Origin of the sequence: Mycobacterium sp. (assembly GCF_040398885.1) — a bacterium.
Classification (GTDB): Bacteria; Actinomycetota; Actinomycetes; order Mycobacteriales; family Mycobacteriaceae; genus Mycobacterium.
This window is the reverse complement of sequence record NZ_JBBATF010000025.1, coordinates 1-24,435: the sequence shown is the minus strand read 5'-3', so window position 1 is coordinate 24,435 and position 24,435 is coordinate 1. Positions and strand designations below refer to the sequence as shown.

24 protein-coding genes and 1 pseudogene are annotated in these 24,435 nt (G+C 69.1%); 16 read left to right on the top strand and 9 right to left on the bottom strand.

Annotated elements, in window-relative coordinates; all coding sequences use genetic code 11:
• The coding region (locus tag ADBZ5U_RS04320; RefSeq protein WP_526262724.1) for an Rv2133c family protein at nucleotides 1–392 on the top strand (392 nt) is incomplete at its 5' end.
• On the opposite strand, the gene ADBZ5U_RS04315 is transcribed toward ADBZ5U_RS04320, so the two are convergent.
• Nucleotides 283–1,017, bottom strand: a complete 735-nt coding sequence (locus tag ADBZ5U_RS04315) for a phosphatase PAP2 family protein (RefSeq protein WP_526262728.1) — start codon at nucleotides 1,015–1,017, stop codon at nucleotides 283–285. The two genes, ADBZ5U_RS04320 and ADBZ5U_RS04315, sit on opposite strands and share 110 nt — an antisense overlap.
• A 148-nt stretch (nucleotides 1,018–1,165) precedes the next feature.
• Nucleotides 1,166–1,618, bottom strand: coding sequence for an META domain-containing protein (locus tag ADBZ5U_RS04310; RefSeq protein ID WP_526262722.1), 453 nt, complete (start codon nucleotides 1,616–1,618; stop codon nucleotides 1,166–1,168).
• Between the two features lie 69 nt (nucleotides 1,619–1,687).
• Here ADBZ5U_RS04310 and ADBZ5U_RS04305 point away from each other — a divergent pair, with 69 nt between their 5' ends.
• Genes ADBZ5U_RS04305 through ADBZ5U_RS04295 form a run of 3 tightly spaced genes read left to right on the top strand, consistent with a single transcriptional unit; the run spans nucleotide 1,688 to nucleotide 5,146 of the window.
• Entirely contained in the window at nucleotides 1,688–2,458 is a 771-nt protein-coding gene (locus ADBZ5U_RS04305; protein WP_526262720.1) for a 3'(2'),5'-bisphosphate nucleotidase CysQ, read from the top strand.
• Nucleotides 2,458–3,693 (top strand): cysteine--1-D-myo-inosityl 2-amino-2-deoxy-alpha-D-glucopyranoside ligase, encoded by a 1,236-nt coding sequence (mshC, locus tag ADBZ5U_RS04300; RefSeq protein ID WP_526262718.1) that lies wholly within the window; start codon nucleotides 2,458–2,460, stop codon nucleotides 3,691–3,693. The genes ADBZ5U_RS04305 and mshC overlap by 1 nt, the downstream gene beginning before the upstream one ends.
• Before the next feature lie 37 nt (nucleotides 3,694–3,730).
• Nucleotides 3,731–5,146, top strand: coding sequence for a DUF1254 domain-containing protein (locus ADBZ5U_RS04295; protein ID WP_526262716.1), 1,416 nt, complete (start codon nucleotides 3,731–3,733; stop codon nucleotides 5,144–5,146).
• Here ADBZ5U_RS04295 and ADBZ5U_RS04290 read toward each other — a convergent pair.
• Genes ADBZ5U_RS04290 through ADBZ5U_RS04280 form a run of 3 tightly spaced genes read right to left on the bottom strand, consistent with a single transcriptional unit; the run spans nucleotide 5,143 to nucleotide 8,350 of the window.
• Nucleotides 5,143–6,246, bottom strand: coding sequence for an acyl-CoA dehydrogenase family protein (locus tag ADBZ5U_RS04290; RefSeq protein ID WP_526262714.1), 1,104 nt, complete (start codon nucleotides 6,244–6,246; stop codon nucleotides 5,143–5,145). The two genes, ADBZ5U_RS04295 and ADBZ5U_RS04290, sit on opposite strands and share 4 nt — an antisense overlap.
• 4 nt (nucleotides 6,247–6,250) lie before the next feature.
• On the bottom strand, nucleotides 6,251–7,426 hold the full coding sequence (locus ADBZ5U_RS04285; protein WP_526262712.1) for an acyl-CoA dehydrogenase family protein: 1,176 nt from the start codon (nucleotides 7,424–7,426) through the stop codon (nucleotides 6,251–6,253).
• A gap of 33 nt (nucleotides 7,427–7,459) precedes the next feature.
• A complete protein-coding gene (locus ADBZ5U_RS04280; RefSeq protein WP_526262710.1) occupies nucleotides 7,460–8,350 on the bottom strand; it encodes a PAC2 family protein in 891 nt (296 codons plus the stop codon).
• 157 nt (nucleotides 8,351–8,507) lie between these two features.
• Here ADBZ5U_RS04280 and metH point away from each other — a divergent pair, with 157 nt between their 5' ends.
• The 8 genes from metH (at nucleotide 8,508) to ADBZ5U_RS04240 (ending at nucleotide 17,807) form a co-directional block, all read left to right on the top strand.
• Complete coding sequence (metH, locus tag ADBZ5U_RS04275; protein WP_526262708.1) at nucleotides 8,508–12,242, top strand: methionine synthase; 3,735 nt, start codon at nucleotides 8,508–8,510, stop codon at nucleotides 12,240–12,242.
• A 39-nt stretch (nucleotides 12,243–12,281) separates the two neighbouring features.
• On the top strand, nucleotides 12,282–12,941 hold the full coding sequence (locus tag ADBZ5U_RS04270; RefSeq protein WP_526262706.1) for an HAD family hydrolase: 660 nt from the start codon (nucleotides 12,282–12,284) through the stop codon (nucleotides 12,939–12,941).
• A 96-nt stretch (nucleotides 12,942–13,037) separates the two neighbouring features.
• The gene (locus ADBZ5U_RS04265; RefSeq protein WP_526262704.1) at nucleotides 13,038–14,480 is read left to right on the top strand and encodes a sugar porter family MFS transporter; all 1,443 of its coding nucleotides are present in this window, start codon (nucleotides 13,038–13,040) and stop codon (nucleotides 14,478–14,480) included.
• A gap of 87 nt (nucleotides 14,481–14,567) precedes the next feature.
• Nucleotides 14,568–15,224, top strand: a complete 657-nt coding sequence (locus ADBZ5U_RS04260) for a TetR/AcrR family transcriptional regulator (RefSeq protein WP_526262702.1) — start codon at nucleotides 14,568–14,570, stop codon at nucleotides 15,222–15,224.
• The gene (locus ADBZ5U_RS04255; RefSeq protein ID WP_526262700.1) at nucleotides 15,211–15,474 is read left to right on the top strand and encodes a phosphoribosyl-ATP diphosphatase; all 264 of its coding nucleotides are present in this window, start codon (nucleotides 15,211–15,213) and stop codon (nucleotides 15,472–15,474) included. The genes ADBZ5U_RS04260 and ADBZ5U_RS04255 overlap by 14 nt, the downstream gene beginning before the upstream one ends.
• Nucleotides 15,475–15,484: 10 nt before the next feature.
• Nucleotides 15,485–16,339, top strand: a complete 855-nt coding sequence (gene hisG, locus ADBZ5U_RS04250; RefSeq protein WP_526262698.1) for an ATP phosphoribosyltransferase — start codon at nucleotides 15,485–15,487, stop codon at nucleotides 16,337–16,339.
• A 54-nt stretch (nucleotides 16,340–16,393) separates the two neighbouring features.
• A complete protein-coding gene (locus ADBZ5U_RS04245) occupies nucleotides 16,394–16,876 on the top strand; it encodes a DUF4126 family protein (RefSeq protein WP_526262696.1) in 483 nt (160 codons plus the stop codon).
• A gap of 79 nt (nucleotides 16,877–16,955) precedes the next feature.
• The gene (locus ADBZ5U_RS04240; RefSeq protein WP_526262694.1) at nucleotides 16,956–17,807 is read left to right on the top strand and encodes a class I SAM-dependent methyltransferase; all 852 of its coding nucleotides are present in this window, start codon (nucleotides 16,956–16,958) and stop codon (nucleotides 17,805–17,807) included.
• Here the strand turns inward: ADBZ5U_RS04240 and ADBZ5U_RS04235 are convergent.
• A complete protein-coding gene (locus ADBZ5U_RS04235) occupies nucleotides 17,804–18,100 on the bottom strand; it encodes a DUF503 domain-containing protein (RefSeq protein WP_526262692.1) in 297 nt (98 codons plus the stop codon). The two genes, ADBZ5U_RS04240 and ADBZ5U_RS04235, sit on opposite strands and share 4 nt — an antisense overlap.
• A gap of 34 nt (nucleotides 18,101–18,134) precedes the next feature.
• The gene (locus tag ADBZ5U_RS04230; protein ID WP_526262690.1) at nucleotides 18,135–18,638 is read right to left on the bottom strand and encodes an MTB12 family secreted protein; all 504 of its coding nucleotides are present in this window, start codon (nucleotides 18,636–18,638) and stop codon (nucleotides 18,135–18,137) included.
• A 162-nt stretch (nucleotides 18,639–18,800) separates the two neighbouring features.
• Between ADBZ5U_RS04230 and arc the strand changes: the two genes are divergently transcribed.
• Entirely contained in the window at nucleotides 18,801–20,615 is a 1,815-nt protein-coding gene (gene arc / locus ADBZ5U_RS04225) for a proteasome ATPase (protein WP_526262688.1), read from the top strand.
• Nucleotides 20,616–20,622: 7 nt separating this feature from the next.
• Here arc and ADBZ5U_RS04220 read toward each other — a convergent pair whose 3' ends face one another.
• Both ADBZ5U_RS04220 and ADBZ5U_RS04215 read right to left on the bottom strand, forming a co-directional pair.
• Nucleotides 20,623–21,177, bottom strand: a complete 555-nt coding sequence (locus ADBZ5U_RS04220) for a hypothetical protein (protein ID WP_526262726.1) — start codon at nucleotides 21,175–21,177, stop codon at nucleotides 20,623–20,625.
• A gap of 101 nt (nucleotides 21,178–21,278) precedes the next feature.
• On the bottom strand, nucleotides 21,279–22,463 hold the full coding sequence (locus ADBZ5U_RS04215; RefSeq protein WP_526262686.1) for a hypothetical protein: 1,185 nt from the start codon (nucleotides 22,461–22,463) through the stop codon (nucleotides 21,279–21,281).
• Nucleotides 22,464–22,539: 76 nt separating this feature from the next.
• Between ADBZ5U_RS04215 and dop the strand changes: the two genes are divergently transcribed.
• From dop to ADBZ5U_RS04200, 3 genes and pseudogenes are all read left to right on the top strand, one after another.
• The gene (gene dop / locus ADBZ5U_RS04210) at nucleotides 22,540–24,036 is read left to right on the top strand and encodes a depupylase/deamidase Dop (protein ID WP_526262684.1); all 1,497 of its coding nucleotides are present in this window, start codon (nucleotides 22,540–22,542) and stop codon (nucleotides 24,034–24,036) included.
• Nucleotides 24,037–24,132: 96 nt separating this feature from the next.
• Complete coding sequence (locus ADBZ5U_RS04205) at nucleotides 24,133–24,324, top strand: ubiquitin-like protein Pup (protein WP_526262682.1); 192 nt, start codon at nucleotides 24,133–24,135, stop codon at nucleotides 24,322–24,324.
• Nucleotides 24,300–24,435: pseudogene (locus tag ADBZ5U_RS04200) on the top strand (hypothetical protein); the annotation flags it as partial. The gene ADBZ5U_RS04205 and the pseudogene ADBZ5U_RS04200, both read left to right, overlap by 25 nt.

The following is a 24,435-nucleotide window of genomic DNA, read 5'->3' as shown; positions in this document are numbered from 1 at the left end:
AGGAAGTGGCGCTCGTGCACGCCGACAACGCCGAGTTACGCAGGATGGCCGTCTTCGACGTGATCGTCAACAACGCCGACCGCAAGGGTGGTCACATCCTGCCCGGTGCGGACGGCGTCGTGTACGGCGTGGACCACGGCATTTCGCTGCACATTCACGACAAGCTGCGCACCGTGCTGTGGGGCTGGGCCGGCGAGCCCATCGACGATGGCACCGTTGAGTCGCTGCGCACGCTGGAGAACCGCCTCGGCCGCAAGCTGGGCAGCCGGTTGCGCAGCCACATCACAGCCGCGGAAGTGGACGCGTTATGTCGTCGTGTCCGTGCATTGGTGGCCGACCCGGTGATGCCCAGCCCGAGCGGCCGACGCCCGCTGCCGTGGCCGGCGTTCTGACCGCTGTCGGAGCCGGGGTCTGCCGCGGGACGGGTCTGGCGGGACCGGGAGGACGTGGCGATCGGCGGCGGGCGACGTCCAGGATGGCCGCTCCCCACGCCAGGATCGCCGCGCCCAGAACCATGCCGCCGAGGGTGTCGGTAACGGTGTGCGCGCCGGTGTAGACCGCCAGCACGGCGACGAAGAACACGCTCTCGGCGACCAGAATCCCCAGTGACACCTTCGCAAGCCGACTGTCTCCGGCAGCCAGGCAGACCGCGATCATGCCGAACAACGTGGTGGCTACGGTGACATGGCCGGATGGGAACGAATGCGGATAGACAGTCGCCTTGAGAGTCTCCTCGACCGCGACTCCGACCCCGACCGCCCCGGTCACCAGGACAACCGCGATCGGCGAGCGCATCCGCCACGACAGCAGCGCGCCGCAGACCACCGCGACGAACAAGGCGTTGAGGGGAGAACCGAGCGTGGCCCAGATCCCCGCCGCCATCTCACCGCGGCGGTCGGTGCGGTGTTTGTCGCTCCAGTTCTCCAGCGCGGTGTCGGTCCCCACCAGCCAGTCGGCGCTCATCCCGATCGTCAGCGCTGCCAGCAGTACGGACAGCCCGGCGGCCAACAGAACCATCGCCACCCGGCCCCGGGTGACGAGGGCGGCTACCAGAAGGGCCCCGGCTACCGCAGCGACAATCAAAGCGATCTGTGTCGGTGCGATTGACCCATTGTGAACCACAGAGCACGGTGAACCACCGAGCAGGCTCGCCTGCACCGCGGCGCTACTGGCCGGCCGGCATCGGCTCCCAGTGCATGATGCCGCTGTCGGCCTCCATCGACAGCGAAAGCCTGCCGTCCTTGAGCAGGTAGCTGCGCACCCGGCCCAGGGCCGCCGCGACCTTGGCGTCGTCGGACGGCTGCGGGCACATCATCCGGGTCAGTGCGATCGGCCCGAACGTCAGCGATCCGGAGTCGGTGGCCGCCGCATCGGTCTGCCAGGTGGAGTTGCCCCGGTTGCAGTCGACCAGGAAGCCGGCCCGGCCGTCCGCGCCGAAGGTCACCGTGTACTTCGCCGGGTCGGCGATTTCGACACCGGGCTGCTCTTCGCTCATCGACTCGATGCCGGTCAGCTTCCACGTCGTCCCGATCAGCGGGTCGGACGACCCCGCCGCGTTGCAGCCGGACAGGGTCAGCACGGCCGTCCCCAGGGTTCCCACGGTCAACAGAGTGCGCATGGGGTGAATCTACCCGCCGGCAAGCGGGGTCACCGGCGAGAGGCGAGGCGATTCGGCAATACTGGGCAAGTGAGTCGCACCGACGCCGAGCTTGCCGCCGATTTGGCGGAGGAGGCGGGACGGCTCCTGCTGGAGGTCCGCGACGAGGTGGGCCATCACTTCCCGCCCGCGCTCGGGCAGGAGGGCGACATCCGGGCCAATGAGCTTCTGCTGCGCCGCCTGCGCGCCGAGCGGCCCGGGGACGCGGTGCTCTCCGAGGAGGCCCACGACGACCTGGTCCGGCTGCGCTGCGACCGGGTCTGGATCATCGACCCACTGGACGGCACCCGCGAGTTCTCCATGCCGCGACGGGCGGATTGGGCCGTTCATGTGGCGCTGTGGCAGCGCACGCCGGGCGCGGCGGCGGGCGAGGGTGAGATCACCGATGCCGCGGTGGCTCTGCCCGCCCTCGGCGAGGTCCACCGCACCGACACCGTGACCGCCCCGGCGCCGCCGCCCTCGGGTCCGATCCGCATCACCGCCAGCGCCAATCGCCCGCCGGCGGTGCTGTGGCTGCTGCGGGACCGCCTCGACGTCGAGTTCGTGGCGATCGGCTCGGCCGGCGCCAAGGCGATGGCCGTGGTCCGCGGCGACGCCCACGCCTACATCCACGCGGGTGGCCAGTGGGAGTGGGATTCCGCCGCCCCGGCAGGGGTGCTGCGGGCGGCCGGCATGCACGCCACCCGGCTCGACGGCTCGCCGCTGCGCTACAACCAGCCCGACCCCTACCTGCCCGACTTCCTGATGTGCCGGCCCGAGGTGGCCGACGTCCTGCTCGACGCGATGCGGCTGGCCGGCTGATGCGGGCCTGGCCGTCCGCCGACATCCCCGCACTGCCCGGCCGCGGACCGCAACTGCGGCTCTACGACAGCGCCGACCGCCAGGTCCGGCCGACCGTGCCCGGTCCGTGCGCCACCATGTACGTCTGCGGGATCACCCCGTACGACGCCACCCACCTCGGGCACGCGGCCACCTACCTGGCCTTCGATCTCGTCCACCGGGTCTGGCTGGACAGCGGCCACCGGGTGCACTACGTGCAGAACGTCACCGACGTCGACGACCCGCTGTTCGAGCGTGCCGCGCGAGACGGGGTGGACTGGCGCGACCTGGGGTCCCGGGAGACCCAGTTGTTCCGCGAGGACATGGCGGCGCTGCGGGTGCTGCCGCCCCGGGACTACGTGGGCGCCACCGAGGCCATCGACGAGGTCGTCGAAATGGTGGAAAAGCTGCTGGCCTCCGGCGCGGCCTACGTCATCGACGACCCAGGGCATCCCGACGTGTACTTCCGGGCCGGGGCCGACACCCAGTTCGGCTACGAGTCCAACTACGACCGCGACACCATGCTGCGACTGTTCGCCGAACGCGGGGGAGACCCGCAGCGCCCCGGGAAAGCCGATCCCCTCGATGCGCTGCTGTGGCGGGTGCAGCGCCCCGGTGAGCCCGGTTGGCCCTCGCCGTTCGGCCCGGGCCGGCCCGGCTGGCATGTCGAATGCGCCGCAATCGCGTTGAGCCGCCTCGGATTCGGATTCGACGTCCAGGGCGGCGGCAGTGATCTGATCTTCCCGCACCACGAGTTCTCCGCGGCCCACGCCGAGTGCGCCACCGGCCAGCGAAGGTTCGCCCGGCACTACGTCCACGCCGGCATGATCGGCTGGGACGGCCACAAGATGTCCAAGAGCCGCGGCAATCTGGTGCTCGTCTCGGCGCTGCGCGGCCGGGGAGTCGACCCCGCCGCCGTCCGGTTGGGCCTGCTGTCCGGGCACTACCGCACCGACAGGTTCTGGACCGACGAGGTGCTCACGGAGGCGGTAGCCCGACTGTGGCGCTGGCGGACGGCCACGGCTCTGGCGAACGGGCCGGATGCGTCCGACCTCGTCGCCAGGGTGCGTCGCTACCTGGCCGATGATCTCGACACCCCGAAAGCGCTTGCCGCGATCGACGGTTGGGCCGAGGATGCAACCGAATACGGCGGCCGCGATCCCGGCGCGCCGGGCTTGGTGGCGACAGCACTGGACGCACTGCTGGGGATCCGGTAGGTCGATCAGCGTGGCCGCAGGACAGGGAGGACTTCACATGCGCGCCTGGATCGCGATGGTCATCACGCTTCTGCTCGCGACGGTCGCCGGGTGCGGCACCGCCGATCGGGCGTCCGATCGACCCGGATCCCCGACCCCCGAGCAGGTCCGCGCCATCGCCAAGGAGGCCTACGTCTACGGCTTCCCGATGGTGGACAGCTACCGGGTCCAGTACGCCTACTTCATCGACCCGTCAAGCCCGGAATACAAGGGCCCATGGAATGAAGTACACAGTGTGGCAAGGGTTTTCACTCCCGCCGACACCGCCGTCCAGACCCCTAACTCCGACACCCCGTATTCGATGCTGGGGGCGGATCTGCGTGCCGAGCCGCTGGTTTTGACGGTACCGCCGATCACCGGCCGGTATTACTCGCTGCAGTTCATCGACGGTTACACCCACAACTTCGCCTACGTCGGCAGCCGCGCCACCGGCACGGACGGTGGCGCCTATCTGCTGGCCGGTCCGGGTTGGAACGGCGAGAAGCCCGCGGGCGTCCGGGAGGTCATCAGGGCGGACACCGACTTCGTCCTGGTTGCCTACCGCACGCAGTTGCTCGGACCCGACGACCTGGAGAACGTCAAGAAGATCCAGGCCGGCTACCGGGCCGAGCCGCTGTCGACCTTCCTGAAGAAGGACAGCGTCGCGAAGGCACCGGCGATCGAGTGGCCCGCGCCGCTGCGCCCGGACGACCAGAAGACCTCGCTGCGCTTCTTCGATCTGCTGGACTTCCAGTTCGCTCACGCCCCGGTCATGGACTCCGAGAAAGACATCCGGGCCCGCTTCGCCTCCGTCGGACTCGACGGTGATGGAACGTTCAGCTCCGAGAAACTCAGTCCCGAGACGGCAGCGGCCTTCAAGGCCGGCATGGCCGACGCCTGGGCGGAGTTCGATGCGCTCAAGAAGGACAAGATCGACACCAGCGCGGTCACCATGGGCGAGATGTTCGGCAACAAGGAGCAGTTGAACGCCAACTACCTCTACCGGATGGCCGGCGCCGTGGTGGGCATCTACGCCAACTCCGCCGAAGAGGCGATGTACCCGGTGCTGTCCACCGACTCCGACGGGGCGGCGCTGAACGGGGCGAACAAGTACACGCTGACCTTCGCCCCCGGGCAGTTGCCGCCGGTCAACGCGTTCTGGTCGGTGACCATGTACAAGCTGCCGGAGAGTTCGCTGGTGGACAACCCGATCAATCGGTACCTGATCAACTCGCCGATGCTGCCAGACCTCGTGAAGAATCCGGACGGCGGTCTGACCATCTACGTGCAGAACGCCTCGCCGGGTGCGGGCAGGGAAGCCAACTGGCTGCCCGCCCCGCAAGGACCGTTCACCGTGTTCATGCGGCTGTACTGGCCCAAACCCGAAGCGCTGGAAGGGACCTGGCAACCGCCGAAGCTGACGAAGGTCGGCTAGAGCGAGACCACCCCGTACTCGCCGACCCGGCCGCTGAGGTGACGCAGGTGGTCGGTCGCCGAACCGTAGGTCTGGTCGATGGCGGTGAGCCGGGCGGCGTAGTGCGCGATCGGGTATTCCGCGGTGACGCCGATACCGCCGTGCATCTGGATGGACTCCTCGGCGATGTGCTTGCCGGACCGGCCGATCTGCAACTTGGCCCGGGCTGCCACCATCGGGTCGCACCTGCCGTCGGCCACCGACATCGCCAGGTAGTAGCTCATGCTGCGGGCCAGTTCCAGCGACACGTACATGTCCGCGGCCCGCTGGGTCAGGGTCTGGAAGGTCTTCAGCGGAACCCCGAACTGCTTGCGGCTCTTCAGGTAGTCCGTGGTCAGCCGCAGGGATTGATCCATCGCGCCGACCGCTTCCGCGCACAACGCGGACTGGAACCGGATGACGGCTGCCTCGATGGCGGCGCCGGCGTCCCCGCCGGGACCGAGTGGCTGCGCCGGGGCTTCGTCGAGGGCGATCTCCGCGCCGCGCTGGCCGTCGAAGGTGCGGAAGCCGTGGCGGGTGACTCCTCCGGCCGCGGCGTCGACCAGGAACAGCCCGCTGCCGCCGCCGGGCAGGGCCGCGGTGACGATCAGCGTGTCGGCGCCGTCACCGGCCAGCACCGGGTTCTTGCGACCGCTCAGCGTCCACGAGCCGCCCTGTTCGGTTGCGCGAGTGACCAGTTCGGCCGCCCCGCGCCGGCCCGGTTCGGTGTGGGCGAAGGCCAGCAGTCGCTCGCCGGCGGCCACCGCGTCCAGAAGCGCACGCTGCTCGGCGGAACCGTGCTCGGCGATCACCGCGCCGGGGATGAGCGCGGCGGCGGCCACCGGTTCCGGTGCCAGCAGGCGTCCGATCTCGGTCATCACCACCATCACCTCGGTGGGCCCGGAGTCCTCGTCGAATCCCAGTCCCAGGATGCCGATCTCGGCCAGCTGGCGCCAGACCTCGCGGCTGTATCCGGGTTCGCCGTCGACGACCCGGTTGCGCTTCTCGGTGTCATAGCCCGACAGCACGTCGCGCGTGGTGTCGGCCAGCAGTTGCTGCTCTTCGGTCAGGTCGAAGTTCATGGTCCTACAGCCCCAGGATCGTCGAGGCGATGATGGTGCGCTGCACCTCGTTGCTGCCGCCGTAGATGGAGGTCTTGCGGTAGTTGAGGTAGCGCGGGGCGGCCTGCTGGGCCCAGCCGGGGGAGTCCACCGTGTCGCCGGCGTCGAAGGGCAGCGCGTCCGGCCCGGCCACCTCGACCAGCAGGTCGGTCACCGACTGCTGGAGTTGGGTGCCGCGCAGCTTCAGGATCGACGACGCCGGATTCGGCTTGCCGCCGGACTCGTCGCCGCTGACCCGCAGCTGGGTCAGCTCCAGGGCCAGCAAGTCGTTCTCCACCTCGGCGACCCGGGCGGCGAACAGCGGGTCGTCCATCAGTGTGCGGTCCCCGAGCGGGGTCTTGGCGGCGCGTTCCTTGACCTCGGTCAGCCACACCTTGGTGGTGCCCACCCGGGCGATGCCGGTGCGCTCGTGGGCCAGCAGGAACTTCGCGTAGCTCCAGCCGGCGTTCTCCTCGCCGACGAGCTGGTCCACCGGTACCCGGACGTCCTCGAACCAGACCTCGTTGACCTCGTAGCTGCCGTCGATCAGTTTGATCGGGCGGACGGTGATCCCGGGGGTGGACATCTCGGCCAGGATGAACGAGATGCCGGCCTGCTTCTTCGGAGCGTTCGGGTCGGTGCGGGCCAGCAGGAAGATCCAGTCCGCGTACTGGCCCAACGTGGTCCAGGTCTTCTGGCCGTTGATGACGTAGTGGTCGCCGTCGCGGACCGCGGTGGTGCGCAGCGACGCCAGGTCCGAGCCGGCCTCCGGTTCGGAGAACCCCTGGCACCACCAGATGTCGACGTTGGCCGTGGGTGCCAGGAAGCGCTCCTTGAGCGCCTGCGAGCCGAAGTGGGCGATCACCGGGCCGACCATGCCCACGTTGAACGCCAGCGGCTCGGGCACGCAGGCCATCCGCAGTTCCTCGGCGTAGATCTGGCGCTGCAACGGCGTCCAGTCCTTGCCGCCCCACTCGACCGGCCAGTGCGGCACCGCCAGACCGGCCTCGTTGAGGACCCGCATCGTGGTGACGACGTCCTCCGGGTAGTTCAGGCTCTCGTTGCGGGACCGTTCCCGGATGTCCGCCGGGAACCGGGTGGTGAAGAACTCCCGCAGTTCGTCGCGGAAAGCGGCGTCGGCTTCGCTCAGGGCGAGTTTCATGCCTGCACGGTATCGCTAGCGGAGACCAGGGGGCTAGCGGCCCCGGCGGCGCAGGTACCGCTCGAAGTCCGCGGCCAGCGCGTCCCCGTCGACCTTCGACATCGCCTCGTTGACGTCGAGTTCGGCGTCGCCCCGCGCTTCCAGGCCGGCCACGTAGTCGGCGATCTCGTCGTCCTCGGCGGTCATCTCGGTGACGGCCTGCTCCCATTCCTCGGCCTGGGCGGGCAGGTCGACCAGGGGCACCTCGATGTCGAGCACCTCTTCGACGCGGCGGAGCAGCGCCACGGTGGCCTTCGGGTTGGGCGGTTGGGAGACGTAGTGCGGTACCGCCGCCCAGAACGTCACCGCCGGGATCCCGGCCGCCACACAGGCGTCCTGGAACACCCCGGCGATGCCGGTGGGCCCCTCGTAACGGGACTCCTGAAGGCCGAAGAACCTCGCCGACTCCGGGGAGTAGGCGGCCCCGGTGACCGGCACCGGCCGGGTGTGCGGTGTGTCGGCGAGCAGCGCCCCCAGAATGACCACGGTGCCGACGTTGAGTTTGTCGGCGATCCCGAGCAGTTCGGCGCAGAAACTGCGCCAGCGCATATTGGGCTCCACGCCGTGCATCAGCACGATGTCGCGGTCGGTTCCGGGCGGGCGGCAGTGCGAGATCTGCATGGCCGGCCAGACCAGTTCCCGGGTGACGCCGTCGATCTGTCGGATGACCGGCCGGTTCACCTGGTAGTCGTAGTAGGACTCGTCGTCGATCTCGACGATCGGCTTGGCCTCCCAGATCTCGTCGAGATGCTCCAGGGCGCCGCTGGCCGCGTCCCCGGCGTCGTTCCAGCCCTCGAAGGCCGCGACGACGACGGTGTTGCGGAGTTCCGGCAGGTCGGGCTCCCCGTTGCCGGGGGTGCCACCGGCCCAGTTCCACGACGTCACGCTTCAAGCCTAAGCCCTGTTCATGGGCGTCCGGGCGTCGATCCGGTCAGGACGTAGACTTTCCTCGTCGAGAGGCGTTGCAACGGTTCCCGGTCCGTTCCGGTGGCCGCCACGCTCGGCAGAGTCAAGGACGCCTTCCGCCACGGAAGGAGCGCACGTGAACGCCTCTGTTCGCCCCGACTGCACCGACGAGCTGACGGCGACGCTGCGCCGGCGGATCATGGTGATCGACGGCGCGATGGGCACCGCGATCCAGCGGGACCGCCCCGACGAGGCCGGTTACCGCGGGGAACGGTTCGCCGACTGGCCCAGCGACCTGGTGGGCAACAACGACCTGCTCACCCTGACCCAGCCGCAGATCATCGAGGGCATCCACCGCGAGTACCTGCAGGCCGGCGCGGACATCCTGGAGACCAACACCTTCAACGCCAACGCGGTCTCGCTGTCCGACTACGGCATGGCCGAGCTGAGCTACGAACTGAACTACGCCGGCGCGGCCCTGGCACGCGAGGCCTGCGATGAGTTCAGCACCCCGGAGCGGCCCCGCTACGTCGCCGGCGCGCTGGGCCCGACGACGCGGACCGCGTCGATCTCGCCGGACGTCAACGACCCCGGCGCGCGAAACGTCTCCTACGACCAACTGGTCGAGGCGTACCTCGAGGCGGCCAACGGCCTGGTCGACGGCGGCGCCGACATCCTCATCATCGAGACGATCTTCGACACGCTCAACGCCAAGGCGGCGGTGTTCGCCGTCGAGACCCTGTTCGAGGAGCGCGGCCGGCGCTGGCCGGTGATCATCTCGGGCACCATCACCGACGCCTCCGGGCGGACGTTGTCCGGTCAGGTCACCGAGGCGTTCTGGAACTCGATCCGGCACGCCAAGCCGATCGCCGTCGGCCTGAACTGCGCTCTGGGTGCGCCGGAGATGCGGCCCTACATCGCCGAAATGTCCAGGATCGCAGACACTTTCGTCTCCTGCTACCCGAACGCCGGCCTGCCGAACGCCTTCGGCGAGTACGACGAGACCCCGGATTGCCAGGCCGGCTACATCGCCGACTTCGTCGAGGCCGGGCTGGTGAACCTGGTCGGCGGCTGCTGCGGAACGGCGCCGCCGCACATCGCCGCGATCGCCGAGACCGTCGAGGGCAAGCCCCCGCGCAAGGTGCCCACGATCCCGGTGGCCACCCGGTTGGCCGGCCTGGAGCCGCTCAACATCACCGCCGATTCGCTGTTCGTCAACATCGGCGAGCGCACCAACATCACCGGCTCGGCGCGGTTCCGCAACCTGATCAAGGCCGGCGACTACGACACCGCGCTCTCGGTGGCGCTGCAGCAGGTGGAGAACGGCGCGCAGGTCATCGACATCAACATGGACGAGGGCATGATCGACGGCGTTGCCGCGATGGACCGGTTCACCAAGCTGACCGCGGCCGAGCCCGACATCAGCCGCGTCCCGGTGATGATCGACTCCTCCAAGTGGGAGGTGATGGAGACCGGCCTGAAGAACGTGCAGGGCAAGCCGATCGTCAATTCGATCTCGCTGAAGGAGGGCGAGGAGAAGTTCGTCCGGGAGGCCCGGCTGTGCCGCAAGTTCGGCGCCGCCGTCGTGGTGATGGCCTTCGACGAAGAGGGTCAGGCCGACAACCTGGAGCGCCGCAAGGAGATCTTCACCCGCGCCTACCGGATCCTGACCGAGGAGGTCGGCTTCCCGGCCGAGGACATCGTCTTCGACCCGAACTGCTTCGCGCTGGCCACCGGGATCGAGGAGCACGCGGCCTACGGGATCGACTTCATCGACGCCTGCGCCTGGATCAAGCAGAACCTGCCCGCGGCGCACATCTCCGGCGGCATCTCCAACGTGTCGTTCTCGTTCCGCGGCAACAACCCGGTCCGCGAGGCGATCCACGCGGTGTTCCTGTTCCACGCCATCAAGGCCGGCCTGGACATGGGCATCGTCAACGCGGGCGCGCTGGTGCCCTACGACTCGATCGACCCCGAGTTGCGCGAGCGCATCGAGGACGTCGTCCTCAACCGGCGCCCGGACGCCGGCGAGCGACTGCTGGAGATCGCCGAGCGCTTCAACAACTCCGAGAAACCCGAGGAGCGTGGCGCCGCCGAGTGGCGCAGCCTTCCGGTCCGCGAGCGGATCACCCACGCCCTGGTCAAAGGTATCGACGCCGACATCGACGCCGACACCGAGGAATTGCGGGCCGAGATCGACGCGGCGGGTGGCCGTCCGATCGAGGTGATCGAGGGCCCGCTGATGGACGGTATGAACGTCGTCGGCGATCTGTTCGGCGCGGGCAAGATGTTCCTGCCCCAGGTGGTCAAGTCGGCCCGGGTGATGAAGAAGGCGGTCGCCTACCTGCTGCCCTATATCGAGGCCGAGAAGGCCGAATTAGGTTCGGCGGCCAGAGATTCCAGCAACGGCACGATCATCATGGCGACGGTCAAGGGCGATGTCCACGACATCGGCAAGAACATCGTCGGGGTGGTCCTGCAGTGCAACAACTACACCGTGATCGACCTCGGCGTGATGGTGCCGGCGCAGAAGATCCTCGACGCCGCCAAAGAGCACGACGCCGACATCATCGGACTGTCCGGCCTGATCACCCCGTCGCTGGACGAGATGGTCAACGTCGCCGCCGAGATGGAGCGCCAGGGGTTCGCCATCCCGCTGCTGATCGGCGGCGCCACGACCTCGCGCGCCCACACGGCCGTGAAGATCTCGCCGCGCCGGTCCGGCCCGGTGGTCTGGGTCAAGGACGCGTCCCGGTCGGTTCCGGTGGCCGCGGCGCTGCTCGACGACAGACAGCGGCCGGCGCTGCTGGAGGCCACCGAGTCCGACTACGCGTCCCTGCGGGAACGGCACGCGCAGCGCAACGAACGGCCGACGCTGACGCTGGGCAAGGCCCGCGCCAACCGCACGCCGATCGACTGGGACGGGTACGTGCCGCCGGTTCCCGCGCAGGGTCTGGGAGTGCGCGAGTTTCACGACTACGACCTGGCCGAGTTGCGGGAGTACATCGACTGGCAGCCGTTCTTCAACGCCTGGGAGATGAAGGGCCGGTTCCCCGACATCCTGAACAACCCGGCCTCGGGCGAGGCCGCCCGCAAGCTCTACGACGACGCCCAGGAAATGCTCGAAACCCTGATCAAGGAGAAGTGGCTGCGGGCAAACGGGGTGATCGGCTTCTTCCCGGCCAACGCGGTGGGCCCCGGCTCCGAGGACATCGAGGTCTACACCGACGAGACCCGCACCGAGGTGCTGGCCACGCTGCACAACCTTCGTCAGCAGGGTGAGCACCGCGACGGAATCCCCAACCGGAGTCTCGGCGACTTCGTGGCGCCCAGGGACACCGGTCTGGCGGACTACGTCGGCGCCTTCGCCGTCACCGCCGGCCTCGGCAGTCAGGACAAGATCGCGGAGTTCAAGGCGGCCCACGACGACTACAGCGCGATCCTGCTGGAGTCGCTGGCCGACCGGCTGGCGGAGGCGTTCGCCGAACGGATGCACCAGCGGGTCCGTGCGGAGTTCTGGGGATACGACCCCGACGAGCGGCTGGACAACGAAGCGCTGATCGGCGAGAAGTACGTCGGAATCCGGCCCGCCCCCGGCTACCCGGCCTGCCCGGAGCACACCGAGAAGGTGACGCTGTTCGAGCTGATGGACGTCACCGGGCGGACCGGCATCGAGCTGACCGAGTCGATGGCGATGTGGCCCGGCGCGGCGGTCAGCGGCTGGTACTTCTCCCACCCGCAGTCGCAGTACTTCGTGGTCGGCCGGCTGGCCCAGGACCAGGTCGCCGATTACGCCAAGCGCAAGGGCTGGACGCTGGCCGAGGCGGAGCGCTGGCTCGCGCCGAACCTCGGCTACAACCCGGAGGACTGAACTAGTCGGATCCATCGGGGTGGCGATACCCTTCCCCACATGAAAGCCGTTCTGTTCGACATGGACGGCACGCTGGTCGATTCCGAGAAGCTCTGGGACATCGCGATGCAGGAGCTCTACCGCAAGTTCGGCGCGGAGTTGACGGCGCAAGTCCGGGAGTCCACCGTCGGCGGGTCGGCGGAGAGCGTCATGCAGATCGTCTACGCCGACCTCGGCCTCGATCAGGACCCCGTCGACATGGCGGCGACCGCCGACTGGCTGCACGAGATCACCGGGGACCTGTTCGAAGCCGGACTGCCCTGGTGCGACGGGGCCCGCGAACTGCTCGACGAACTCGCCGCCGCCGGCCTGCCGATGGCGCTGGTCACCAACACCCGCCGCGGGCTGACCGAACGGGCGCTGGACAGCATCGGGCGGCACTACTTCGTGGCCAGCGTGTGCGGCGACGAGGTGCCCCGCGGCAAGCCGGCGCCGGATCCCTACCGGCAGGCGGCGGCGTTGCTGGGCTTCGACCCGGCGCACTGCCTGGCCGTCGAGGACTCGGTGACCGGCGCTGCCTCGGCCGAGGGGGCCGGCTGCCCGGTTCTGGTCGTGCCCAACGACGTGGACGTGCCCGCCGGACCCCGCCGCCGGCAGGTGGCTTCGCTGGCCGGGTTGGACCTCGATGCGCTCCGCCGGGTGTACGACGAGCTTAGTTAGCCAGCAGACCCGAGTCGCCGATTATCCCCGTCTGCCGGGCCGCGGTGTGCGATCGTGGACGCCGGACAGTTGCCTGCGCTGCGAAAGGGACGTCAGATGGCCGGTCAGGGCCCAACGAGTGACACCCCGTCGATATTCGACGAGGACGATGTCGGCACGGGCCGGGGGGCGGTCCGCATCGCCACGGTCGCCGCGCTCGGCGGGTTGCTGTTCGGCTACGACAGCGCCGTGATCAACGGCGCGGTCTCGTCCATCCAGAAGCATTTCGGCATCAGCAACGCCTCGTTGGGTTTCGCGGTCGCCTCCGCATTGCTCGGCGCGGCGGCCGGCGCCATGACGGCCGGCCGGCTGGCCGACAAGATCGGCCGGCTTGCCGTGATGAAGATCGCCGCGGTGCTGTTCTTCATCAGTGCGATCGGCGCGGGCCTGGCCGGCAGTGTCTGGATGATCGTGCTGTTCCGCATCATCGGCGGCATCGGCGTCGGCGTCGCCTCGGTGATCGCACCGGCGTACATCGCCGAGACATCGCCGGCGCGGATCCGCGGGCGGCTCGGTTCGCTGCAGCAGCTGGCGATCGTGTCGGGCATCTTCCTCTCCCTGGCCATCGACTTCTTGCTGGCGCATCTGGCCGGCGGGGCCGACAAGCCGCTGTGGTTCGGGCTGGAGGCGTGGCGGTGGATGTTCCTGCTGATGGCCGTCCCCGCGATCTTCTACGGCGTGCTGGCCCACACCATCCCCGAGTCGCCGCGCTACCTGGTCGCCAACCACCGCATCCCGGAGGCGCGCAAGGTCCTGACCATGCTGCTGGGCGAGAAGGACATCGACATCACCATCGACCGGATCCAGAGCACCCTGGCCGGGGAGACCAAGCCGTCCTGGAGCGATCTGCGTAATCCGGCCGGCGGCGTGTACCGGATCGTCTGGGTGGGCCTGGGCCTGTCGATCTTCCAGCAGTTCGTCGGGATCAACGTCATCTTCTACTACTCCAACGTGCTGTGGGAGGCGGTGGGCTTCGACGAGAGCAGGGCGTTCCTGATCACCGTCATCACCTCGATCGTCAACATCGCGACCACCCTGGTCGCCATCGCGCTGATCGACAAGATCGGGCGCAAGCCGCTGTTGCTGATCGGTTCGGCCGGGATGGCGGTCTCCCTGGCAACGATGGCGATCATCTTCGGCACCGCCGAGCAGGTCGACGGCGCCCCGCAACTGCACGGCGCCACCGGCCCGATCGCCCTGATCGCCGCCAACCTGTTCGTCGTCGCCTTCGGCATGTCCTGGGGGCCGGTGGTCTGGGTGCTGCTCGGCGAGATGTTCCCCAACCGCATCCGGGCCGCCGCGCTGGGCCTGGCCGCCGCCGGCCAGTGGGCGGCCAACTGGCTGATCACCGTCACCTTCCCCGGCCTGCGCAACATGCTGGGCCTGGCCTACGGGTTCTACGCCCTGTGCGCGGTGTTGTCCTTCGTGTTCGTCTGGATCTGGGTGCGCGAGACCAAGGGTGTGGCCCTGGAGGACATGACGGCCGGCGAGATGGCGTAGCCGCTGGCAGGGCGGACACGTTTCGGCTCCGGCCTGATCGGGAAGTCCTAGGCGAACTCATTGTGATGATTCGCCAGGAGACCTCCCGTGACCGAGACTTCGTGGGCCCCGGCACGACGCCGTCGCCGGGGACGCCCGCCCGCGAGCGACTCCGCGGTCACCCGGGAGCGCATCCTGCAGGCGGCCCAGAAAGTCTTCGCCGAGTCCGGTTACGAGGCCGCCACCTTCCAGGCGATCGCGATCGAGATCGGGCTGACCCGCCCGGCGATCAACAACTACTTCAACAGCAAGTCCGCCCTGTACGACGCCGTGGTGTGCCGGGTCGGCAACGCCGTTCTCGATGCCATCCACGTCGCCTCCGAGGCCCCGACCCTGGCCGGTCAGGTCGTCGCGTTCATCCGGGCGGCGGTCCGCGGCGACGCCGACCCGTCGCTGGCCCGCTTCCTGGTGCAGTCGGCGATGGACGTCGAGCGTGTGCCTGCCGGTGAGGGCGAGGCCGCGGCGCTCATCGAGCGCTTCATCCGGGCCGCGGTCGGGTCGGCGGTGCATCGCGGGGAGATCACCCGCGTTCCCGACGGGCTGATCGACCTGTTGACGGGCCTGGTCTGGGGGATGGCCTTCCAGTCGGGCCGCAGCGACGACGCCGCCGCCGACCGGATGCTCGACCAGTTGCGGGTGCTGCTGGAGCGGGGTCTGACCGGGGCCCATGGGCGTGGGATAATCCCAGCCCGTGAAGACCTTTGAGGAACTGTTCGCCGAATTGGGCGAACGGGCCCGAACCCGCCCGCCCGGCAGTGCCACCGTGGCCGCGCTGGACGCCGGGGTGCACAACCTGGGCAAGAAGATCCTCGAAGAAGCCGGCGAGGTATGGCTGGCCGCCGAGCATGAGCCCGACGAGGCCCTCGCCGGGGAGATCAGCCAGCTGCTGTACTGGACCCAGGTTCTGATGATCGCCCGCGGGCTGGGGCTCGACGACGTCTACCGGAAGCTGTAGGGGTTCGGCCATGTTGCGTGTCGCAGTCCCCAACAAGGGGGCGCTGGCGGAGTCCGCCGCGGAAATCCTCTCCGAGGCCGGCTACCGGCGGCGCACCGACCCCAAGGACCTCACCGTCATCGACCCGGTCAACGGCGTCGAGTTCTTCTTCCTCCGGCCCAAGGACATCGCCGTCTACGTCGGTTCCGGGGATCTGGATCTGGGCATCACCGGCCGCGATCTGGCCGCCGAGTCCGGTGCTCCGGTGCGCGAGCGACTGGCGCTGGGATTCGGGTCCTCCAGTTTCCGCTACGCCGCGCCGGCCGGGAGGTCCTGGAACCTTGCCGACCTGGCCGGTAAGAGGATCGCCACGGCCTATCCCAATCTGGTGCGAAAAGACTTGGCGGCCAACGGCATCGAGGCCACCGTCATCCGGCTCGACGGCGCCGTGGAGATCGCGGTCCAACTCGGACTCGCCGACGCGATCGCCGACGTCGTCGGATCGGGAAGGACGCTGAGCATGCATCACCTGGCCGCGTTCGGGGAGCCGCTGTGCGACTCCGAGGCGGTGCTCATCGAACGCGACGGTGGTGGCGACGGCAGCGGGGGCGCCGCCCGCGACCAGTTGGCCGCCCGGGTGCAGGGCGTGGTGTTCGGCCAGCAGTATCTGATGCTGGACTACGACTGCCCGCGCCGTCTCGTCGAGCGTGCGACCGCGATCACCCCCGGACTGGAGTCGCCGACGATCGCGCCGCTGGCCGACCCGGAGTGGGTGGCCGTCCGCGCGCTGGTGCCGCGACGCGACGTCAACGCCATCATGGATCAGCTGGCCGGGATCGGCGCAAAGGCGATCCTGGCGTCCGACGTGAGGTTCTGCCGCTTCTGAAGACCCGGGCCGTGCCGTGCTAGCGTCCGATGACTCGTCGATAGGGAGGAAGCCGTGACGCACGCGCTCGTCTTGTTGCTGGCTCTGCTGATCGGCGTGGTCGCCGGTCTGCGCGCCTTCACCGCGCCGGCCGTGGTGGCCTGGGCGGCGTTTCTGCACTGGATCAATCTGGACGGCACCTGGGCGTCCTGGATGGGGCACTGGGCCACCGTCGCGGTCCTGACCGTCGTCGCGGTGGCCGAGCTGATCAGCGACAAGATGCCGAACCTGCCCAGCCGGAAGACCGCCCCTCAGTTCCTGGTCCGGTTGGCCGCCGGCGCCCTGGCCGCCGCCGCGCTGGGGACCGCCTGGGGATACCGGTGGGGCAGCCTCGGCGCCGGTCTGATCGGCGCGGTGATCGGCACCATCGGCGGCTACGCGGCCCGCACCCGCCTGGTTGCGGCCAACGGCGGGCGGGACCGTCCGGTCGCGGTGGCCGAGGACGTGTTCGCCGCCGTCGCGGGCATCGCGGTCGCCTTCGCGACCAGCCTGCTCTGACCGGAGGGGCGATTCCGCGACGCGATCCGCGGTTCCGGATCGTGATTCGGCGCCCGAGCCTGTGGCAAGGTGAACGGCTGTGACCGACCAGCCGCGCAGGACCGGCCCCTTCGCCGCGGGCGACCGGGTCCAGTTGACCGACGCCAAGGGCCGGCACTACACGATGATCCTCAAGCCGGGAGGGGAGTTCCACACCCACCGGGGAATCGTCGCCCACGACTCGGTGATCGGCTCGCCCGAGGGCAGCGTGGTCAAGGCGACCAACGGCGACGCCTTCCTGGTGCTGCGCCCACTGCTGATCGACTACGTCATGTCGATGCCCCGCGGCGCCCAGGTGATCTATCCCAAGGACGCCGCCCAGATCATCCACGAGGGCGACATCTTCCCCGGTTCACGGGTGCTGGAGGCCGGGGCCGGTTCGGGTGCGCTGACCTGTTCGCTGCTGCGCGCGGTCGGCCCGGCCGGCCGGGTGATCTCCTACGAGGTGCGCGACGACCACGCCGAGCATGCCCGCCGCAACGTGGAGACCTTCTTCGGGCAGGCGCCCGGCACCTGGGACCTGGTCGTCGGCGACGTCGCCGAGGCCGACCTCGACGAGGGCTCGGTGGATCGGGTGGTGCTGGACATGCTGTCGCCGTGGGAGGTTCTCGAGGCGGTGGCGCGGATGCTCGTGCCCGGCGGCGTGCTGATCATCTACGTCGCGACAGTCACCCAGTTGTCCAGGACGGTGGAGGCGCTGCGCGATCAGCGGTGCTGGACCGAGCCGAGGTCGTGGGAGACGATGCAGCGCGGCTGGAACGTCGTCGGGCTGGCGGTGCGGCCCCAGCACAACATGCGCGGGCACACCGCCTTCCTGATCTCGGCGCGCCGACTCGCGCCGGGAACCGTGACGCCGACGCCGTTGCGCAAGAAGGGGCGCGCACCGGTTTAATCGTCGTCGCTGCGGCGCAAGTCTCTTCGCGCCGAGAGCAATTCGATTTCGGGCCGAGCCGCCACCGATCGCTCGACCGCGTCGAGCACGTCGACCAGATGTGCCCGGTCGGCGGCCACCACCGCGACCCCGATACCGGCCCGGCGATGCAGCTCGAGCCAGCCGGTCTCGGCTGCCGACACGGCGAACCGCCGCTGTAACTCCGCGACGATCGGCCGGACCACGGATCGCTTCTGTTTCAGCGACCGGACGTCGCCGAGCAGGATGTCGAACTCGAGCCACCCGATCCACATCAGTCTGGGTGGGGGAGCCGTGGCGGTCGGGGCGCTAGCCGCCGAAGATGGCCATGACGGTGCTCGCCGACGCTCGCGACAGTTTCCAGCCGCCCTGGTCGACGAAGGTGACGCTCTGGGTGGTGGGCGGCATCGAGGGCCCGGCGGCGGTCACGGCGGCGGTGGCCGCACCCGGCCCGATCGGGGTGATGGCGCCGACGCTGAAGTTCAAGGGCACCTGGCCCTTGGCCACCGCGTTGCGCATCAGGGCGTCGGCGGTCCTGGCCTCGATGCGGCCGATGCCGCCCTCCACCAGGTACCCCTTGCTGGCGAACGGCACGTTGGGATCGGCCAGGCCGTACAGGACGCCGTTGAGCTGGTCGGCGCTCGGCACGTCGGCGGCGGGGTCGAGGGGCAGTGGGGCGCCGAACACCACCGGCGCGAACGCGGGAGACGCGACGGGTGCGGAAGCGATCGGCGTGATCGAAACCAGCGCCGCCACGGCTCCGCCGGCGATCGCGGCTGCAGCCGTGCATGTGGCGAGGAGTTTTGCGGTCACGACAGTCCTTTCGTCCGACCCGCGGCGAGTCGAGGGTTAGCAGCGAAGATTAACAGCAATGTCAGAGTGTTGAAATCGTCGGATCGCGCGCCCGGGTTGAATCGCCGGTAGCGTGGTCGGGGTATCCACCGCACCGGGCGAGGTGCGCGGAAGGAGCCGTACATGACCGAGTCACACCGTTCCGCTGACGGGTTCGGCGCCGATGACGCCGGCTACTACGACGGCGACGAGTTGGAGCACCTGCGCCGCGAGGCCGCGCTGCTGCGTGAACAGCTCAAAAGCGTCAGCGGCGGGCAGCGCTCACGCGAGGTGCAGCAACTGGAGGCCCGGATCGACTCGTTGGGGGCTCGCAACGCCAAGCTGATGGACACCCTCAAGGAGGCCCGTCAGCAGCTCCTGGCGCTGCGGGAGGAGGTCGACCGGCTCGGTCAGCCACCGAGCGGCTACGGGGTGATGCTCGGCGCCCACGACGACGACACGGTCGACGTGTTCACCTCGGGGCGCAAGATGCGGCTGACCTGCTCGCCCAACATCGACGTCGACGAAATCAAGAAGGGGCAGACGGTCCGGCTCAATGAGGCCCTGACCGTGGTGGAGGCCGGCAACTTCGAGGCCGTCGGGGAGCTCAGCACCCTGCGCGAGGTGCTCGCCGACGGGCACCGGGCGCTGGTGGTCGGCCACGCCGACGAGGAACGGATCGTCTGGCTTGCCGAGCCGCTGGTGGCCGCCGAGGCGATGGCGCCCGAGGTCGCCGCCACCCTCGACGACGACCTCCGCCCGCGCAAGCTCCGCCCCGGCGACTCGCTGCTGGTCGACACCAAGGCCGGCTACGCCTTCGAGCGGATCCCCAAGGCCGAGGTCGAGGACCTGGTGCTGGAAGAGGTCCCCGACGTCTCCTACGGCGACATCGGCGGGCTGACCCGCCAGATCGAGCAGATCCGCGACGCCGTCGAGCTGCCGTTCCTGCACAAGGAGCTCTACCGGGAGTACTCGCTGCGCCCGCCCAAGGGGGTGCTGCTCTACGGCCCGCCCGGCTGCGGCAAGACCCTGATCGCCAAGGCCGTGGCCAACTCGCTGGCCAAGAAGATGGCCGAGGTCCGTGGCGACGACGCCCGCGAGGCCAAGTCCTACTTCCTCAACATCAAGGGCCCCGAGCTGCTCAACAAGTTCGTCGGGGAGACCGAACGCCACATCCGGCTGATCTTCCAGCGGGCCCGGGAGAAGGCGTCCGAGGGGACGCCGGTGATCGTGTTCTTCGACGAGATGGACTCCATCTTCCGAACCCGCGGCACGGGCGTGAGCTCCGATGTCGAAACCACGGTCGTCCCGCAGCTGCTCAGCGAGATCGACGGGGTCGAGGGCCTGGAGAACGTCATCGTCATCGGCGCCTCCAACCGGGAGGACATGATCGACCCGGCGATCCTGCGGCCCGGCCGCCTGGACGTCAAGATCAAGATCGAGCGTCCCGACGCCGAGGCCGCGCAGGACATCTTCAGCAAGTACCTCACCGAGACCCTCCCGGTGCACGCCGACGACCTCGCCGAGTTCAGCGACGACCGGGGGGAGTGCATCAGGGCGATGATCGAGAAGGTCGTTCTCCGGATGTACGCCGAGATCGACGACAACCGGTTCCTGGAAGTCACCTACGCCAACGGTGACAAGGAGGTCATGTACTTCAAGGACTTCAACTCCGGCGCGATGATCCAGAACGTCGTCGACCGGGCCAAGAAGTACGCGATCAAGGCGGTTCTGGAGACCGGCCAGCACGGCCTGCGCATCCAGCATCTGCTGGACTCGATCGTCGACGAGTTCGCCGAGAACGAGGACCTGCCCAACACCACCAATCCCGACGACTGGGCCCGGATCTCGGGCAAGAAGGGCGAGCGGATCGTCTACATCCGCACGCTTGTCACCGGGAAGTCCTCCAGCGCGAGCAGGGCCATCGACACCGAGTCGAACCTGGGGCAGTACCTGTAGCGCCGGCCTAGAACTCCAGCGAGTAGGTGTTGGTCAGGTCGTCCTGCAGGACGTGCGCGACCGTTCCGGTGGTGTCCACCACCAGCGGTTCGGTCAGCGTGCGGGTTTCGTAGCGCCAGCCCTCGGGAAGCGTCAGCCGGGCGTCCAGACCGGCCAGGTCCTCGAGGGTCAGGTCCTTGGCGACGATCCTGCTCCAGGCCTGCATCACCCATCGCCGTCCCCCGTCGTCGACGAGTTCGAACACCGGCCGGCCCGCGTCGAAGGTGAACACCGCCCGGCGGTCGACCTTGTTCACCGAATACGGCTGGGGTTTGGTCGACGCCATCTGCACGGTCGCCTGCTCGATCATCTCGATGCCGCCGAAGTCGCGGGTCGGCTGCGGTTCGCCGGCCCGTTTTCGGATACGGCTCATCAGCCAGTACCGCGGACCGTTGAGCAATGCCGCCGCCGCGCCGTTCTCCCTGGCGAGCGCACCGGCATCGAGGGCGTCCCACAGTTCGGCGGGGCAGTCGTTGAGCGGGAAGCTGTTGTAGACGGTCGCTTCCGGGCCGGATTCGCCCATCCGCACCAGCAGCACCTCGCCGTAGCGCTTCCCGAACACGTCCGCGGATTGCTCGTCACGGGATTGCTCGTCACGGGATTGCTCGTCACGGGATTGGTCGGTCATGGGATCCCCTCACTGTGAAACCTCTGCGCCCGATACCGGTTGCGGGCGACCAATGTGGTGCGCAGGTCGCACACCATCGGGTCGAGAAACTGCGCGCGGTACCGGGTGTCGTCGACCACCTTGGCCGCCAGGTACATGAATGTGATCGCCGAGAGCAGCATCGTGGTCTGAATCAGCGAGTCCGGGATCGGCAGCGTCATCCCCAGCAGTTCCCCGTCGGACCGGCCGTTGCCGCGGGTCCAGGCGTCGAGCACCGCGGGGCTTACCAGAATCAAGCCCAGCACGAAGAACACCCCGCCGGTCAGGGCGGCAACGGTGAGCACATGGACCAGTTGGGAGGCCGCCACCACGAATACGGTGTTGGCGCGTTCTCCGACCGACAGCGGGGCGTGCTCGGCAGGGTCTGCGACGTCCGCGAACGGGGTTCCGGCCAGGGCGGCGTCGTCGCCCGCGCCGAGGTCGGCCCCCGACAGCAGGGGACGCACCCGGTCCAGGGTGACCGTTATCAGGAAGCCGCCCGCGACGAGGAAGAGGAAACCCATGCCCAACCAGAGGCGGCCGCGGGAGATCAGCGACGTCATCAGCCACACGTAGGTGTTGAAGAACACGAGGAAGGTCAGCAGCACCACCGGCAGCGCCCGGACGAACATCCCGGCGGTGGCCGCCAGATTGGCCAATGCCAGTTCGCCGACCCACCCCAGGATCGAACCCAATCCCGTCGCGGTGAACAACAGGATGAGCGCCACCGCCGTGCCGAACAGGACGATGTTGGTCAGTGTGCGCTGGCTCGGGCCGCCGAGCACCCCGCCGAGGGCGATCACTCCGAGTGCTGCGGTGGCCACCGCATAGCGCCGGGCCGGCGAGTCGATCTTCGAGACCAGCCAGCCCGCCGCGGCGGCGGTCACCGGTGCCAACACCAACAGGCCGAGGACGAAACTCTCGGCCAGATCGGGGCGTCCGGCGATATCGACGGTGTGCTGGCCGGTGATCGCGACGATGAGCAACGAGTTGGCGGCGAGGACGGCCAAACCGGCCAGTGCCGGTGCCGAGCGACTCCACAGCCGGCGTACCAGCGAGGACCTGCGCACCACCGCGGGCAGGCCACGGCTGAGGAACCACCGGTCGGCGGCATAGCCGTCCGCGTGGCTGTCCGCCTCGAGTTGCCCCATGGTGCGCCTCACCCTGCCCGACCCTAGTGCCTGCCGACCCGAAGCGGCACGGCCGCCGCGAGTAGACCGCACGGCTAGTCTTAGCCCCATGCAGCGGATCATCGGCACCGAGGTGGAATACGGCATTTCGTCGCCCTCGGATCCGGCCGCCAACCCCATCCTGACCTCGACCCAGGCGGTTCTGGCCTACGCCGCCGCCGCCGGTATCCAACGGGCCAAGCGCACCCGGTGGGACTACGAGGTGGAGTCGCCGCTGCGCGATGCCCGCGGGTTCGACCTCAGCCGCGCCACCGGCCCGCCGCCGGTGGTGGACGCCGACGAGGTCGGCGCGGCGAACATGATCCTGACCAACGGCGCCCGCCTCTACGTCGACCACGCCCACCCGGAGTACTCCGCACCCGAGGTCACCGACCCGCTGGACGCGGTGATCTGGGACAAGGCCGGCGAGCGGGTGATGGAAGCCGCCGCCAGGCACGTCGCCAGCGTCCCGGGCGCCGCCAAGTTGCAGCTGTACAAGAACAACGTCGACGGCAAGGGCGCCTCCTACGGCACCCACGAGAACTACCTGATGAGCCGTCAGACGCCGTTCTCGGCCATCATCGCCGGGCTTACGCCGTTCCTGGTGTCCCGGCAGGTGGTCACCGGTTCGGGCCGGGTCGGGATCGGCCCGTCCGGGGACGAGCCGGGATTCCAGCTGTCCCAGCGGGCCGACTACATCGAGGTCGAGGTGGGGCTGGAGACCACGCTCAAACGCGGCATCATCAACACCCGCGACGAGCCGCACGCCGACGCCGACAAGTACCGGCGGCTGCACGTGATCATCGGCGACGCCAACCTGGCCGAGACGTCCACCTACCTCAAGGTCGGCGCCACCGCACTGGTGCTCGACCTCATCGAAGAAGGTGTCGACCTGTCCGACCTGGCGCTGGCCCGGCCGGTCCACGCGGTCCACGTCATCAGTCGGGACCCCTCGCTGCGGGCGACCGTGGCACTGGCCGACGGGCGCGAGTTGACCGCGCTGGCCATGCAGCGCATCTACCTGGAGCGGGTGGCCAGGTTGCTGGACAGCCGGGACCCCGACCCGCGGGCGGCCGACGTCGTGGCCACCTGGGCGCACGTTCTCGATTTGCTGGAGCGCGACCCGATGGAGTGCGCGGAGTTGCTGGACTGGCCGGCCAAACTGCGGCTGCTCGAAGGGTTCCGGAACCGGGAGAATCTGGCCTGGTCGGCGCCGCGGCTGCACCTGGTGGATCTGCAGTATTCCGACGTCCGGCTGGACAAGGGGCTCTACAACCGGCTCGTCGCGCGCGGGTCGATGAAGCGGCTGGTCACCGAGCAGCAAGTCCTCGACGCCGTCGACAACCCGCCGACCGACACCCGGGCGTACTTCCGGGGGGAGTGTCTGCGGCGGTTCGGCGCCGACATCGCCGCGGCCAGTTGGGACTCGGTCATCTTCGACCTGGGCGGCGACTCGCTTGTGCGGATCCCCACCCTGGAGCCGCTGCGCGGCAGCAAAGCACATGTCGGGGCGCTGCTGGACTCGGTCGACAGCGCGGTGGAACTGGTGGAACAACTCACGACTTGAGGCGGGACACGCCCGGTCAAGTCCGACCCGGACGGTACTGTGGAGTCCGGCGGCTCGCTGGACTCACCGGGCCGCCGATGAGAGCAGGAGGCGGCGATGGCTCAGGAACAGACCAAGCGCGGCGGCGGCGGCGGGGACGAGGACCTCACCGGCAACGACGCCGGCGGGCAGGAGCGTCGCGAAAAGCTGGCCGCGGAGACCGACGATCTGCTGGACGAGATCGACGACGTGCTCGAGGAGAATGCGGAGGACTTCGTGCGGGCATACGTCCAAAAGGGCGGACAGTGACGCGGCCCTCGACTTGGCCCCCGCCCGATCCTTCCTCGTTCTCCGACCACCTTCGCCGCCAGGCGCCCGAGTTGCTTCTCCAGATGACCGGCCAGCGTTTCGGGCGGGGCC